This is a genomic window from Hymenobacter fastidiosus (assembly GCF_039539565.1).
GTDB classification, from domain to species: domain Bacteria; phylum Bacteroidota; class Bacteroidia; order Cytophagales; family Hymenobacteraceae; genus Hymenobacter; species Hymenobacter fastidiosus.
The window spans coordinates 63,420-76,964 of the sequence record NZ_BAABDJ010000038.1 but is presented as its reverse complement, the minus strand read 5'-3'; the positions used below and the strand labels follow the sequence as shown (position 1 = coordinate 76,964).

The window sequence follows — 13,545 nt, the reverse complement described above, 5'->3', positions numbered from 1 at the left end:
TGCCATGCTCCACGCCCTGCTTATCTCCAACGGCCTTCAGGGGCTCGAAAAGTATTACGTCTCGAATGAGCGGGTGCGGTACACCACCTGTCTCATCACCAAGGACTTCGACCCCGACCTGCTGCCCTACGACCTGCTGGTAGTACCCAACGGCTCCGACCACGTGGCCATGCTCAAAATCAAGAAAAAAGTCCGCGCGTTTCTCGACGCGGGCAAGGCACTGGTGTGCTGCGACGGCTTTTTCACGGCCTGGGTGCCCGGCAACCAGTGGGTGATGGACAACTCCCGCCGCACCCAGGACGTGCGCTACACCCCCGGCCCCGACCGCCACGGCCTGCTCGCTAACCTGGACCTCGACCAGCTCAACTTCTCGCACGGCATGAGCGGCTGGTGGTCCTGCGGCTACCTCGAAGCCGCGCCCGGGGCCGACGTGCTGCTGGCCGACACCTGGCAGCGCCCCATCGTGGTGCTCGACGAGGTGAGCACGGCCGGCCGGATGCTGCTCACCGCCAGCGGCCCGCTGGCCGACGTGAGCTCCGCCGGCCAGTCCGACAGTGCCCTGGTGGCCTTGTACCGTAATTTTATTCACCTGCTTGCCACTTCACCCGTTCCCGCTCATGGCTAAGATTGGACTGATTTTCAACGGCGTGTGGTCGCACTACGCCCTGGCCACCGCGCCCAAATACCGCGACCTGTACCGCCTCCTCTACATCCACGACCTCGACGCTGAAGCCGTGCGCGACCTCGACGCGCTGGCCATTCCCTTTCAGTCGAACCAGGCGGTGCTGACGGCGAAGCAGGCCGTCCTCTACGACTTTCTGGCGGCGGGCAAAAAGGTGTTTCTCGAAGGCGACTCCTCCACGGCCTGGCTCGACGCGCAGTGGGAAGACCGGCCGGTGAACAACTACTGGTGGGTGACGGACCCCACCAACCCGCCCGTATCGGATACCAACTACGAGCACCCCGTGTACCGGGGCCTCACGCCGCGCCAGGCCTGCTGGCATACCCACGGCGTGTACACCCGGGTGCCGGCCTCGGCCGAAATCATCCAGACCAACGCCGGGGGCGACGTTATCACCTGGCAAACCCCGCAGTACGGCGGCACCTTGCTGGCCACCACGCTCGACCCTATCGTGGAGCACGGCGTGCAGCAAATCACCCACCTGGATAACTACGTGGACCGCCTCACCGAGTGGCTGAGTGGCGTGCGGCCCACGCCGGAGCGCCTGACGATTGATGCCGCCGCGTATGGCGCGGGGGCCCGGCTATGAGCGAATTGCTGCAAGTAAATGGCCTCACCAAGCAGTTCGGTGGCCAGCCGGTGCTGCGCAATATCACCTTTCGCCTGTCAGAAGGGGAGGTGCTGGCCGTGCTGGGCCGCTCAGGCTGCGGCAAAACCACGCTGCTGAAAATCCTGGCCGGCCTCGAAGCCCCGGATGCCGGCACGCTGGAATTGCACGGCCAGAACCTGCTGCCCGTGCCGCCCAACGAGCGCCAGATGGTGTACCTCTATCAGGAGCCGCTGCTGTTTCCGCACCTGAGCGTATTTGAAAACGTGGCCTTCGGACTGCGCATCCGCAAAATACCTAAAGCCGAGGCCGACGAGCAGGTGCGCGCGCTGCTGGCCGAACTGGACCTGGCAGAACACGCCCAAAAAGCCCCCCACCAGCTCTCGGGTGGGCAGCGGCAGCGGGTATCCTTTGGGCGGGCCCTCATCATCCGGCCCCGCCTGCTGCTGCTCGACGAGCCCTTCGGCAACCTCGACGCCCAGACCCGCGCCGACATGCAGCAGCTGTTTCTGCGCGTGAGCCGCCAGCACCAGATTACCTCGCTCTTCGTGACTCACGACAGCCGCGAGGCCCTCACCGTGGGCACCCATTTTGCCTACCTCGACCAGGGCCTGCTCACCAGCTTTCCCAGCGTGCGCGAATTCATTCAGGACCCGCGCACCAGCATCGCCGCCGAGCTCACCTTCTGGGAGTCCATTCAGCGTACTGCCTACCAGCCCGATTATGAAAACTGATTTCACGCACTGCGAGTCCATCTACTGGGTGTTCACCCAGCTCTGCAACGACAAGTGCGACCACTGCTACAACAGCTCCGGGCCGCAGGGCACGCGCATCAGCGTGCAGGATTGTTTCCGCATCATCCGTAACCTGCCCGAGCGCGTGGACCGGCTCATCCTCTCCGGCGGTGAGCCTATAGCCGACCGCGTCAAGCTCTATCTCATTCTCGATGCCGTGCAGGAGAAGTACCAGGGCCGCACCCAGGTAATGCTCCAAACCAACGGTGACCTGCTGACCCCCGAAATCCTCGATTTGCTGATTGAAAAAGGCGTCACCCGCTTCGACATCGCCAGCATCGACCGCTACCACAAGGCGGCCGGCTCCCGCCTGATGACTTTGGCCGACCTCTTCGAAAGCCGCGGCGTGAACGGCGACGACCACGACCCGCTCATCGACAAGGAGCACCTGCTGGTGGAAGGCCACCGCCTGAGCTGGGGCTACTGGGGCGCCACCGAGGACATGTGGCTGGGCGGCAACTGGGCCCGGGGCCGGGCCCTGGAAAAAGACATCTGGCTGCGCGACCCCACGCACAACTTCTGCGCCATTCTCTCGGGGGCCAAGGGCTTTCTGGGCGGCACCGAGCTGCCCCAGGAAATCAGCATCCAGCTCTGGAAAATCAACCCCTGCTGCCCCGGCACCAGGTTCCCGCTGGGCGACGCCCGGCAGGAAAAAGTGGCCGACGTACTGCTGCGGGCCTCCCAATCGGAAATCATGCAGCGCCTGAACGAGGGCGACCCCTGGAAGATGGGCGAGTCCATCGGCGTCACCGAGGCCCATGCCCTGGCCCGGGGCGAGGACCTGCAGAACGTGTGCCGCTGGTGCGACGAGTTTTTTGAGCAGCACTTCGCGGGCCCCATGCTGCCGCTGGCCGCGCCCGCCCTACTAGCAACCGCCAGCACACCGGCGGCCGGCGCGGCCTAAAGCTTGTCCTGCCGAATCAGCCGCCGGTAGAGCCGCACCAGCCGGGGCTGCGACACGCCCAGCCAGTAGAGCCCGGCAATGAGGGTGAAGGCCGCCTGCAGGCGAAACACGCCGTTGGCCAGGTACTTGCGGGCCGAGGTAGTGACGGCGCGCGGCAGCACCAGAAAAGGCCCGCATGCCCGCAGCCGCCGCACGATTTCCTGGTCCTCCATCACCAGCAGGTCCTCGCGGAAGCCGCCTACCCGCGCAAACAGCTCGCGCTGCACGAACAGGCTCTGGTCGCCGAAGCGCACCAACAGCAGCGGCAGGCGCGTGCACCAGGCACTGAAGCGCAGAAACCAGTGCCCGTGGTCGAAGGCCAGGCGGTAGCAGCCGCTGCCGTAGCCCTGCCGCCGGGCCTGCCGCAAGTCGGTCAGGAAGCCCGGCGGGGGGTAGGAGTCGGCGTGCAGGAAATAGAAAATGTCGCCCCTGGCCTGGCGGGCCCCGTAGTTGAGCTGGGCGGCCCGGCCTTTGTGCGGGCTGCGCACCACGGTAGCGCCCGCCCGCCGGGCCAGGGCCCGGGTATCGTCGGTGCTGCCCCCGTCGGTTACAATAATTTCCAGGTCCGGCTCGTCGGCCGTGGCCTGCCGCAGGTAGGCCAGCAGCTGTCCGATGCCCGGAGCTTCGTTATAGGCCGGAATAATGATGCTGACCGTCGCCAACGCGATGCCCGGCCCGCCGAAGCTCGCCGGAATACGGGGTAAAGGCATTGGCGCGGGAGCGGCAGACAACATAAATCCGTTACTGGTTTGAGGAGCTGATAATCAACATTTTATCTCACGCTTTTCGACATTACCAGCGGAATGCCGGGGCTTTTCTGCCCATTGGTTCTCCTCTGAGTACGCCCACCCGGCGCGGGGCGTTGCCCGGCCGGGCAAATAAAACGGGCCGGGTTGTAAGGACTTTTTTCCGCGTGCGACCACCGGCCTGCCGATGGGTCCTTTGCGGGACGACGGTCATTTTACCAGTGCTTTTTTTCTAGAACGCGGATGCTGAACCGTAAAAAAATCTGGTCGTGGCTGCCCCTGGCCCTCCTTGCGCTCGTTATGCTCACCGGCTTGCGACCCGTGGTGCTGGGCGGCCTGCAGCGGGGTCTGCTCGCCACCGGCCTCTGGAAAGCCGAAGTGCCCGCCACTCCTGCTACTGCCATGCCAGTGGTGCTCACCGGGCGCGCAATCTACCCGCACAACGTGCCCCTGGTTACCCTCGAAGGCAAGGCTGTTAACCTAAGCGACCTGAAAGGCAAAGTAGTATTCGTGAACCTGTGGGCCAGCTGGTGCCCGCCCTGCCGCGCCGAGATGCCGGGCATTGAAGCCCTGTACAAGAAAATGGCCCCCTCGAAAGTGGCCTTCGTGATGCTCTCGCTCGACGCGGACGCGGCCAAGGCCCAAAAGTTTGTAAAGGCCAAGGGGTACACCTTCCCCGTGTACCTGCGCACCGGCGACCTGCCCGCGCCGTTCGATTCCAACTCCATCCCCTCCACCGTCATCCTCGGCCCCGATGGGCAGGTAGCCGCCCGCCACGACGGCATGGCCGAGTACGACACGCCGGAATTCAAAGCCGGCCTGGAACAGCTGGCCGCAGCCACCGCCCGGTAAGCAAGCCTTTTACGGCTGGATAGCCACTCGCTTTTCACTCACCCCCAAGCAATAGCTGACCATGGCCGATTACCCGCAGCTTATCGCCGACTCGTTCTCTGGCTACGGGCACTATCTGCTCACGGAGGTGCTGCACCCCGGCCGGGGCAACTACTACTACTGGCTGGTGGCCCTGTCGCTGGGCTTCTGGGGGTTGGAGCTGCTGTGGCCCTGGCGGCGCGACCAGGGCACGTTCCGGCAGGATTTCTGGCTGGACGGGTTCTACATGTTCTTCAACTACTTCCTGTTCTCGCTCATCGTCTACAACGCGCTGTCGAATGTTTTCGTCCAGCTCTTTAAGGACGGGCTGGGGCTGGTGGGCATCCACAACCTGGTGGCGGTGGAAATTGGAGGCTGGCCCCTGTGGGCGCGCTTGCTCACGCTGTTTGTGGTACGCGACTTCATCCAGTGGAACGTGCACCGGCTGCTGCACCGCGTGGGTTGGCTCTGGGCCTTTCACCAGGTGCACCATTCGGTAGAGGAAATGGGCTTTGCCGCCCACCTGCGCTACCACCCCGTCGAAACGGTGGTCTACCGCCTGTTCGAGTACCTGCCGCTGGCGCTGATTGGCTTCGGGCTCACCGACTTTTTCCTGGTGCACCTGTTCACGCTCACCGTCGGCCACTTCAACCACGCCAACCTGTACGCGCCGCTGGGGCCGCTCAAGTACGTGTTCAACAACCCCCAGACCCACCTGTGGCACCACGCCCAGGAGCTGCCCCGGGCGCGCCGCCACGGCGTGAACTTCGCCCTTACCCTGACCCTGTGGGACTACCTGTTCCGGACTGCCTACGTCCCGAACGAGCAGGCCAACCTGCCGCTGGGCTTCGCGGGCGTGGAACATTACCCGGCCACGTTTGCAGCTCAGCAGCTGGAGCCCTTCGCTGAGCTGACCCGCGCTAGCCGGCCTGGCCCCTCCGCCCCGCCTTGACTGCTCCCGGTGGGAAGCTCCCGGCGGGAGCAGGACCCCAATGCCGGTTTAAGGGCGCGCGGCGACCCGAAGTTTTTCCCGTTGCACCAGGAGCAGGCTTCGAACGCCTTTCGACCAGTCCCCGCCCCAGGAAAAAGCTGAAAAATCAGCCCTCGTGTTTGATTTCTCTAAAAAATTCCAAAACATCCACCAACCCCAACCCCAACCCATGAAACGCTTTATCACGCCTTTCTTTTGCCTGCTCCTGGTGCTGATGTTGCCCGGCCGCGTTTTCGCCCAGTAGCTGATTAGTGGTTTTCGCCAGGGCCAGGGCCACTCCTCCGTGTTCCTGTCGTACACCCGCGAGCGTTACGACGAGTTTTACCTGGGCAAGACGAAAACGGCCATCGAAATGGCTGGCCAGGACGAAGTCGTCATTGAGAGCGCCAACCTGTACGCGGCCTATGGCCTGACCGATAAGCTGGACCTTATCGCCAACGTGCCCTACATCTCCTCGAAAAGCCGGCGCTTGAGTGACGACCAGAAAATCCTCGAGCGCGACCTGCAGAACGCCACCGTGGCGCTGGCTTATCGAGCGCTGCAGACGGCGGGCGAGGCGGGCGTCTTCTCGGCTACGGGCGCGCTGGCGCTGAGTACGCCGCTAAGCCGCTACCGCACGAATATCATCAACGCCATCGGCAACCGGGCCACCCAGCTCGACCCCTCGCTGCTGCTGCAGTATAAGCTTGCCAACGGTTTGTTCGTCAGCGGTCAGGGCGGGTACAGCCTGCGCACCAACGACGTGCCCGACGCCGTGCTACTGAGCGCCAAGGTCGGGTACGCTGCCCCGCGCTTTTTCCTGGAAAGTTGGGTGAGCAACCAGACGTCCACCAGCGGCATCGACATCGGGGGCCCCGGCTTCACGCCCGAGCGCTTCCCGGAAACGAAGGTCAACACCACCAGCCTGGGGGCCTCGCTCTACGTGCCCGTGGCCTACCACGTCGGTGTTACGGTAGGAGGCGGCACCCGACTGGCGGGCCGCAACGCCGCGGACGTCAGCTGGTACTCGGTGGGACTCGGGCTGTCGCTGTAAGGAAGGTTGCTCTCGTGCAAATACGAGGGCAGCAGCTGGAGCCGTTCAGACAGCGCAGGCCCTGGGCGGCTTCCGCGCCACTGCCGGGGCGGGTGCTGGCTGCCGGGGCAACCCCGCTGGCTTCGGAGAAGTAAGTTAACTGGCTTCCGCTGCCGTCATCTGCTCATCTAACTCCTGCGCCCGTGCCTTTGCTGCCCTTTTCTTCTCCCTTGCTGCGCCGTTTCGACCGTTGGGCCGGGCCAGCGCTGGCCGTGGCCGCCCTGGGGTTGCTGCTGCTGGAAACCCGCCGTCCCCTGCGCCGCCGCATCCGGCCCCGGCCCGAGCGGTGGCTGCGCAACGCCCTGGTGGCCGCGCCCTCGCTGCCGGCCATGCGCCTGACGCTGCTGCCGGCCATGGTGGGCCTGGCCAAAGCCTGGGCGCCACGCCGGCCGGTGCTGGCCCGCCTGCCCGCGCCCCTGCGCCTGGTGGCCGAAGTGCTGCTGCTCGACTACCTGGGCTACACCTGGCACCGGCTGCTGCACGCGCCGCTGCTGTGGCGGCTGCACCGCGTGCACCACTCCGACCTGGACATGGACCTGACCACGGCCTGGCGCTTTCACTTCGGCGAGATGCTGGCCAGCATTCCCTGGCGTGCGGGCCTGCCCGCGCTGCTGGGCGTGCGGCCCGCCACGGTGCTGGGCTTCGAAGCGGTATTTGAAGCCTGCACGGCCTTTCATCACAGCAACTGGCGGCTGCCCTTTGCCGTGGAGCACCAGCTGGTGCGCGTGCTGGTTACGCCGCGCACCCATGGCATCCACCACTCGCAGGTGCAGCGCGAAACGGACAGCAACTTCGGCGTCGTGCTCACGCTCTGGGACCGGCTGCACCGCACCCTGCGCCTCAACGTGCCCCAGCAGGCCCTCACCATCGGTGTGCCCGCCTACCCGGAAGCCGCTGAAATGACGTTCCCCCGCCTGCTGGCCCTGCCGCTGGAGCCCCTGGAGCCCTGGGCCCGCCCCGACGGCTCGGTGCCGGCCCGGCCGGAGCCCACCGGCCTGCTGCACGAGCTGGTGCCGTAGGGCCGATGTCCTACTGCTCGTTGAGCTTCCAGTTGTAATCCCGAAAGGTAACCGGGGTTTGCTCGTCGATTTTCGTTTTCGAGTACCGGTTTACCCACTTGGCTACCGATTGGCCGTTTTTGGTCCAGTCGCCCTTGTACCAGTCGAAGTATTTGGAAAGCTGCGCCTTGCCGGGGCTGATGCTGTTTTTGGCTGGGTTGTTCAGAAAATCGCGGCCCTGGTCATCGAGCTGGGCATCGAGGCGGGCGGCCGTGTAGGCTTCATTGCGCAGGCGCGGGCAGGTCAGGGCCGCGCATACCAGCGCGAAGTGGATGCGCGGGTCGTCATACTTCTTGCGCAGTGTGCCGTGCTCGATGTTATCGAGGCTCATCTTTTCGCCCCCGATGCTGAAAAACTTCGCCGCCCAGGGCGTCGTCACGAAGGGAATCTGAATGGAGGAGCCGATGTCCTTGATGCTCTTGACGGGGTAGTAATTCAGAATCAGCCGGATGGTGTAGGCATTGTAGGCATTTATCCAGTATGCCATCTGTTCGTTCTTGCTCCAGCTGGCCGCCGGCGGGTTTTTGCTCAGCAGCGCCAGGTAGTGGTTGAATTCCTTCTCGTCGGCTTGGAAGCCTTTGTAATTGACCAGGCCCTTGTCGGTGACGTGCTTTTTCAGCAGCCGGTCGTAGCTGCTGTGGTCCACCACGGGGCCGGTAGCGGCCACCGCGTAAGTAGCCACCGGCAGCAGGGCCGGATTCAGCGTGGCGAAGGCCGTTAGCGCGGCGGCCCCTCCAGCCAGGATAGTCAGGACGGGCAAGGCAAGAATTTTCATGGTTCGGATTTAGCAGCGGGTTGGTGAATCTGGAGCCGTAGTCGGCCGGTGAACGCCGGCCTTACAATCCCCCGCATAATTCTCTATCTGCGGCAACTTCCGGACAAGCCTCACTTGTCGGCATCGCTGTATACAGGCACGAAGTAAGAAACCCCGTATAACCGCTAAAACTTCCTCGCGATACGATTTTCAATAACTTGTTTTCCGGCTTTTTTCACCCTTACAAAAACCCCGCTTATGCCATTGCTTGATACCCTGGTTTCCACTGTTCTTGTTGCTGGCGGTACATTCTGGTTTAGTACGGTCGTGTTCCACCAGCACCCGCCGCTGGGTGACTATCTGGTCAAGCTATTTGGCTTCGACAAGTAACCTTCGGCTTATTATCGCTGCTCCTTTCAAACCACTCGCTCCATGTCAGAATACGACGAAGGCTATCAAGCCGGCCGCAACGCTCCGAATATCCGGGAATCCTACCAGAACGGCAAAGCCATCGGCAACATGGCCGTTGGTGGCGTGGCCCTGGCATTCCGGCTCCTGGTGGAGACACTGGTGGCTTCTCCGTTCCTGCTCTTTGGCTGGATGGCCACCATGTCGTGGTCTTTTCTCGGCCCTGGGTTTGGAACGGCCCGGTTTGTCGGCATCGTAGCGGTGGCCTACCTTTTTTACGCGTTGCTCTACGTCCTTAAAGGAGTAGCCATTGCCTCGCGTCTGCGTGGGGGCCGGCGTTGGTTGGTGCCCTTTATCCTGTGCCTGGTAGTGGCTTGCCTGGTGCCGGGGTGGTTGCTACACCTGCTCATCGTTCACTTTGTAGCAACAGTGAATCCGTTCTTGGCGTGGGGCATATCCGCCCTGTTTATGCTATTCGTTTATAACCGTTACCGCTTCACGGAGGACTATGCGCCCAATTTGGGGTTATGGGCTTACCGGCGCGGCTACCAGTGGGCCATTACGTAGTGCATCCCAACAATGCTTTAATCCCTAAATCCAGCGCGCCATGTCTGATTACGAAGATGGCTACTTAGCCCACCAGAATACCCGTTCGCACTCGTCGGGGCATCGGGACGCTTACCAGACTGGTAAAGCCCTGGGCTCCCTGCTGCGCGGCGGCGGGCGCGTCGGCGGGGGCTTGCTTAGCTCCGTGGGGCCGGTGCTGGCGGATATGCTGGCGGCGGCACCGCTGCTGGTGCTGGCCTTCCTGCTCACCGCGCCCCTGGATTTCCTCGGCCCTTACGGGAGCCTGCCCCGCCTGCTGGCTATTCTGGCCGTGGGCTACTGCTTCTACGCCCTGGTCTACTGCATCAAAGGACTGGCCGTGTCCCTGCGCCTGCGCGGGGGCTGGCTCTGGCTGCTGCCCCTGGTGCTCGTCGTGCTGGCGGCGGTTGTGGTGCCGGCACTGCTGCTGCATCAGTTCACGGTCCGGGTGGTGCCAAATGTGCCTGCGGTATCGGCTTGGGGACTGCCGCTGGTGTTCGTGGTCGTGGCCTTCTTTCGCTACCGCTTCCTGACCGATTATGCCCCTTTTTATGCCCTGTGGGCCTATCGCCTGGGCTACGGGTGGGCCAAGAAGTGAGCCGGATGGACTTTAAAGCACGAATGGACAATGTGGCCCTGGATTATCTCTACCTGTCCCAATTATAAATGACAAACCAACACTCCGCGCCGGACTTTCTACCGGCTGAACACGAGCGCCTGTTGGTGCTGTTGCGGGAACGGGACCAGCTCATGTTACTATGCCGCTGCCTATAAACTCCCTGACGAGCAGTATTGGGAATGGAAACGAGGCACCTGGAAGAACTACGTCCGCAACCAACTGGCCCTCATTCAAGTGGTGCGCCCGGTTACCTATGCTGACTACCGGAACCGGATACTGACCATCTCCCCAACCTTGGACCGACCGGGACCGATGTTGCAGGGTGCCTGCCTTTACTTCGCCACGGCGACGCAGATGTGGCACGGCGCCGAAAGGCAGGATGAAGCCGATTCCAGCGCATACTTGTTGGACTTGTTGGGTCAAGAGCCGCTTCCGGCTCCCGCGCCTGTGGTAGTAGAACCACTAGCAGTACCGCCAGCTATTGAAGAGCCTTTTGCTGGTGTCGAGGAATTCACAATAGACCCTTTTGCTCAGGATTTGTTACTTCCTCCCACCATCACGGTTCGGGAAGCAGTCGAGCTATTGCAGGCCTTATTTACTCCCGGTACAAGCCCGGTGGGAGAGGAAAGAGACATGACCTTAACCGAATTTTCCCACCGTAAGCGCGCCCGGCGCATGGCACTGGCGGCGCTGAGAGCCCAATATACGAAAGCGCTACCCGCCCCAATATCACCGCTGCCTACCTATGAATAAGCGCACTCCTACCGCCGTGGCCGTAACCGGCCCGGTCTATCAGGTAGAACTGGCCCGCACGTCGGCCAAAGTCGCCGGCTTCCTGGAAGCCGGCTTGAAGGGAGCAGCCAACACCACCCGCGGCTACACGTCAGATGTGAAAAGCTACCTGTACTTTTGCACCCTGCGCGGGCTTACTCCGCTGCCAGCCGATTGAAGCACGAGGTACGCCGGTTTGCCGAACTCAGCCCGGCTGGCGGCCAGCCCGGCCAGCACGTACTCCATAAGCTCATCATTATCGGGTCCGGCCATCATGCTCGGGGCCCGCTGCTGCCGCTTGATGGCGGAGGCCGAAAGCCAGGCTGGCAGCAGCCTAATGCTTTGGGAAAGAAACTTGAGTTGCCGCAGCTGTTGCAGTTGGGCCGGCGTAAAACTAACGTGGAGGCTGTTTAGGGTTTCGAAAAAGCTGTCATCCTGAGCGGAGCGAAGGACCTTATCACGTCCGTACCACTTGGAATTAGGCCAACATGAGCAGTCGTGAGAATGTCCTTCGCAAGCGGACGCCAGATGAAGGATGACAAACGACGAAAAAACCGCAACCCTAAACAGGTTCACTAAAAACTAAAGTGCGGAGGAAGATATCGATTCGAAACGAAAAGGGCGAAACCCCGCTTCGCCCTTTCCCTACTCGTAAATCTGCCGCCCCTAGCTCAGCTCAAACTGCAGCTTGAGCAGCTTGGCGTAGATACCATTTTCACTGTTGCTCAGCTCGTCGTGGGTGCCCTGCTCCACGATGCGGCCGCCGTCGATAACCAGGATCTTATCCACTTTCCGAATCGTGCTCAGGCGGTGGGCGATGATGATGCTGGTGCGGTTCTGCATCAGCTCGTCCATGGCGCCCTGCACCAGCTGCTCGCTTTCGGAGTCGAGGGCGGAGGTGGCTTCGTCCAGAATCAGGATGGCGGGGTTTTTCAGGATGGCGCGGGCAATGGCCACGCGCTGGCGCTGCCCGCCCGAAAGCTTGATGCCCCGCTCACCCACCAGCGTGTCGAGCCCCTCGGGGAAGGTGGAGATGAACTGCCAGGCGTTGGCCTTGCGGGCGGCCGTGGTGATTTCCTCATCGGTGGCGTCGGTCCTGCCGTAGGCAATGTTCTCGCGGATGGAGCCGCCGAACAGCAGCGTTTCCTGGGGCACGATGCCGATGTGGCTGCGCAGCTCGGTGAGGTCGAACTGCTGCACGTCGCGGCCGTCGATGAGGATTTTGCCGCCGCTGAGCTCGTAGAACTGCATCAGCAGCTGCACAATGGTGCTTTTGCCCGCGCCGCTGGGGCCCACCAGCGCAATCTTCTCGCCGGCCTGAATATCGAAGCTGATATCCTGGAGCACCGGCAGGTCGGGGCGGGTGGGGTAGCTGAAGGCGACGTGGCGGTAGTCGATGTCGCCGCGGACGGTGAGCGGGGCGGTGCCGGCCAGCCGCGGCTTATGCGTAGGCTCGGAAGGCTCGTCCAGGATTTCGAGGATGCGCTCCGAAGCGCCCAGCGTGCTCTGTATTTTACCGTACAGCTCGCCCAGGCCGCCCACCGACGCGCCGATAAAGATGGTGTAGAGCGCGAAGGACGTCAGGTCGCCGATGGTCATCTGGCCGGCCGAAACCAGCGTGGCGGCCCGCCACAGCACCAGGATGATGCCGCCGAACAGCCCGATGATGACGAACGACACGAAGCCGCCGCGGTAGAGGTTGCTCTTCAGCGCCGCCCGCACCGTGTTGGTGAGCGAGACGGTATAGCGGCGGGTTTCAAACAGCTCGTTGGTAAACGCCTTCACCGTGTTGATTCCCTGCAGGGTTTCTTCCACGATGACGTTGGTTTTGGCCAGCTCGTCCTGGGTGGCCTTGGCCAGCACCCGGATTTTGCGCCCGAACACCATGGCGGCCACCACGATGGGCGGGAACGTGAGCAGCATAAACAACGACAGCTTCACCGACACCATCATGATGAAGATGATGCCCACCACCAGCGTCATCACCTGCCGGAACAGCTCGGCCAGGGTGAGGGAAAACGAGTCCTGAATCATGCCCACGTCGGAGGTGATGCGGGAGGTGATGGCGCCGACGCGGTTTTTCTCGAAGTAGGGAATCGGCAAACTCACGAACTTGGCGTAGAGCGCCTGCCGGATGTCGCGCACGGTGAACTCGCTGACCTGGGTGAAAAACCAGATGCGGCCGAAGGAAAATAGCCCCTGCAGCAGGATAACGGCGAACAGGCCCAGCGCAATCTGGTTGATGCTGACCACGCTGCCGTTGGGCAGCACGAAGGGCTTGCCGTTGGCCGAGTCGGTGAGCTTGCCAATCACCCAGGGAAAGCACATCACCGTGGCGCTGGACAAGGCCAGCAGCACCATCCCGACACTAAACTTGGCCCGGTAGGGCAGCACGTAACGGAAAATCCGCAGGCCCTGGCGGAAGCTTTCCTTGGTCAATTTCTTCTTGGGCACGTCCGGATCAAGGGTCGCGCCGCTGGTATTTATTCCACTTCTGGCCATGTAGGGTACTTAGTGCTTGTCTTGGTGCCTTCTGCCTGTTTTTCAGCCCGTCATTCCGAGCGAAGTCGAGGAATCTCGCGTGCCGACGTCTGATTACTATTCCTGCGTCAGCACGCGAGATTCCTCGACTTCGCTCGGAATGA

14 protein-coding genes are annotated in these 13,545 nt (G+C 62.6%); 11 read left to right on the top strand and 3 right to left on the bottom strand.

Annotated features, from left to right (window positions below; translation table 11 throughout):
• Positions 1-4 precede the first annotated feature (4 nt).
• Genes ABD833_RS17280 through ABD833_RS17265 form a run of 4 tightly spaced genes read left to right on the top strand, consistent with a single transcriptional unit; the run spans position 5 to position 2,987 of the window.
• On the top strand, positions 5-625 hold the full coding sequence (locus tag ABD833_RS17280; protein WP_345074694.1) for a hypothetical protein: 621 nt from the start codon (positions 5-7) through the stop codon (positions 623-625).
• Complete coding sequence (locus ABD833_RS17275) at positions 618-1,271, top strand: hypothetical protein (protein ID WP_345074692.1); 654 nt, start codon at positions 618-620, stop codon at positions 1,269-1,271. The genes ABD833_RS17280 and ABD833_RS17275 overlap by 8 nt, the downstream gene beginning before the upstream one ends.
• The gene (locus tag ABD833_RS17270; RefSeq protein WP_345074691.1) at positions 1,268-2,023 is read left to right on the top strand and encodes an ABC transporter ATP-binding protein; all 756 of its coding nucleotides are present in this window, start codon (positions 1,268-1,270) and stop codon (positions 2,021-2,023) included. The genes ABD833_RS17275 and ABD833_RS17270 overlap by 4 nt, the downstream gene beginning before the upstream one ends.
• Positions 2,013-2,987: a radical SAM protein gene (locus ABD833_RS17265; protein WP_345074690.1), complete on the top strand. Its 975-nt coding sequence runs from the start codon at positions 2,013-2,015 to the stop codon at positions 2,985-2,987. The genes ABD833_RS17270 and ABD833_RS17265 overlap by 11 nt, the downstream gene beginning before the upstream one ends.
• Here the strand turns inward: ABD833_RS17265 and ABD833_RS17260 are convergent.
• Positions 2,984-3,736 (bottom strand): TIGR04283 family arsenosugar biosynthesis glycosyltransferase, encoded by a 753-nt coding sequence (locus tag ABD833_RS17260; protein ID WP_345074689.1) that lies wholly within the window; start codon positions 3,734-3,736, stop codon positions 2,984-2,986. The two genes, ABD833_RS17265 and ABD833_RS17260, sit on opposite strands and share 4 nt — an antisense overlap.
• 279 nt (positions 3,737-4,015) lie before the next feature.
• Here ABD833_RS17260 and ABD833_RS17255 point away from each other — a divergent pair, with 279 nt between their 5' ends.
• The 4 genes from ABD833_RS17255 (at position 4,016) to ABD833_RS17240 (ending at position 7,724) form a co-directional block, all read left to right on the top strand.
• Positions 4,016-4,624: a TlpA family protein disulfide reductase gene (locus ABD833_RS17255; RefSeq protein ID WP_345074688.1), complete on the top strand. Its 609-nt coding sequence runs from the start codon at positions 4,016-4,018 to the stop codon at positions 4,622-4,624.
• Between the two features lie 61 nt (positions 4,625-4,685).
• On the top strand, positions 4,686-5,594 hold the full coding sequence (locus ABD833_RS17250) for a sterol desaturase family protein (RefSeq protein ID WP_345074686.1): 909 nt from the start codon (positions 4,686-4,688) through the stop codon (positions 5,592-5,594).
• 322 nt (positions 5,595-5,916) lie between these two features.
• Positions 5,917-6,666 carry a hypothetical protein gene (locus ABD833_RS17245; RefSeq protein WP_345074685.1) on the top strand — a complete coding sequence of 250 codons (750 nt, stop codon included), beginning with the start codon at positions 5,917-5,919 and terminating at the stop codon, positions 6,664-6,666.
• A gap of 182 nt (positions 6,667-6,848) precedes the next feature.
• The gene (locus ABD833_RS17240; RefSeq protein WP_345074684.1) at positions 6,849-7,724 is read left to right on the top strand and encodes a sterol desaturase family protein; all 876 of its coding nucleotides are present in this window, start codon (positions 6,849-6,851) and stop codon (positions 7,722-7,724) included.
• Positions 7,725-7,734: 10 nt separating this feature from the next.
• Here ABD833_RS17240 and ABD833_RS17235 read toward each other — a convergent pair whose 3' ends face one another.
• Positions 7,735-8,538, bottom strand: a complete 804-nt coding sequence (locus tag ABD833_RS17235) for a DUF547 domain-containing protein (protein WP_345074682.1) — start codon at positions 8,536-8,538, stop codon at positions 7,735-7,737.
• 411 nt (positions 8,539-8,949) lie between these two features.
• Between ABD833_RS17235 and ABD833_RS17230 the strand changes: the two genes are divergently transcribed.
• The 3 genes from ABD833_RS17230 (at position 8,950) to ABD833_RS17220 (ending at position 11,078) form a co-directional block, all read left to right on the top strand.
• Positions 8,950-9,492, top strand: a complete 543-nt coding sequence (locus tag ABD833_RS17230) for a hypothetical protein (protein WP_345074681.1) — start codon at positions 8,950-8,952, stop codon at positions 9,490-9,492.
• Between the two features lie 40 nt (positions 9,493-9,532).
• On the top strand, positions 9,533-10,108 hold the full coding sequence (locus tag ABD833_RS17225; protein WP_345074678.1) for a hypothetical protein: 576 nt from the start codon (positions 9,533-9,535) through the stop codon (positions 10,106-10,108).
• Between the two features lie 766 nt (positions 10,109-10,874).
• A complete protein-coding gene (locus tag ABD833_RS17220) occupies positions 10,875-11,078 on the top strand; it encodes a hypothetical protein (RefSeq protein ID WP_345074677.1) in 204 nt (67 codons plus the stop codon).
• Positions 11,079-11,566: 488 nt separating this feature from the next.
• On the opposite strand, the gene ABD833_RS17215 is transcribed toward ABD833_RS17220, so the two are convergent.
• Positions 11,567-13,402 carry an ABC transporter ATP-binding protein gene (locus tag ABD833_RS17215; protein ID WP_345074676.1) on the bottom strand — a complete coding sequence of 612 codons (1,836 nt, stop codon included), beginning with the start codon at positions 13,400-13,402 and terminating at the stop codon, positions 11,567-11,569.
• Between the last annotated feature and the right edge of the window lie 143 nt (positions 13,403-13,545).

What these genes read in the sequence shown, in the direction of transcription:
- ABD833_RS17280 (WP_345074694.1), top strand. Translation starts at nt 5, where the DNA reads ATGCTCCACGCCCTGCTTATCTCCAACGGCCTTCAGGGGCTCGAAAAG.
- ABD833_RS17275 (WP_345074692.1), top strand. Translation starts at nt 618, where the DNA reads ATGGCTAAGATTGGACTGATTTTCAACGGCGTGTGGTCGCACTACGCC.
- ABD833_RS17270 (WP_345074691.1), top strand. Translation starts at nt 1,268, where the DNA reads ATGAGCGAATTGCTGCAAGTAAATGGCCTCACCAAGCAGTTCGGTGGC.
- ABD833_RS17265 (WP_345074690.1), top strand. Translation starts at nt 2,013, where the DNA reads ATGAAAACTGATTTCACGCACTGCGAGTCCATCTACTGGGTGTTCACC.
- ABD833_RS17260 (WP_345074689.1), bottom strand. Translation starts at nt 3,736, where the DNA reads ATGCCTTTACCCCGTATTCCGGCGAGCTTCGGCGGGCCGGGCATCGCG.
- ABD833_RS17255 (WP_345074688.1), top strand. Translation starts at nt 4,016, where the DNA reads ATGCTGAACCGTAAAAAAATCTGGTCGTGGCTGCCCCTGGCCCTCCTT.
- ABD833_RS17250 (WP_345074686.1), top strand. Translation starts at nt 4,686, where the DNA reads ATGGCCGATTACCCGCAGCTTATCGCCGACTCGTTCTCTGGCTACGGG.
- ABD833_RS17235 (WP_345074682.1), bottom strand. Translation starts at nt 8,538, where the DNA reads ATGAAAATTCTTGCCTTGCCCGTCCTGACTATCCTGGCTGGAGGGGCC.
- ABD833_RS17230 (WP_345074681.1), top strand. Translation starts at nt 8,950, where the DNA reads ATGTCAGAATACGACGAAGGCTATCAAGCCGGCCGCAACGCTCCGAAT.
- ABD833_RS17225 (WP_345074678.1), top strand. Translation starts at nt 9,533, where the DNA reads ATGTCTGATTACGAAGATGGCTACTTAGCCCACCAGAATACCCGTTCG.
- ABD833_RS17220 (WP_345074677.1), top strand. Translation starts at nt 10,875, where the DNA reads ATGAATAAGCGCACTCCTACCGCCGTGGCCGTAACCGGCCCGGTCTAT.
- ABD833_RS17215 (WP_345074676.1), bottom strand. Translation starts at nt 13,402, where the DNA reads ATGGCCAGAAGTGGAATAAATACCAGCGGCGCGACCCTTGATCCGGAC.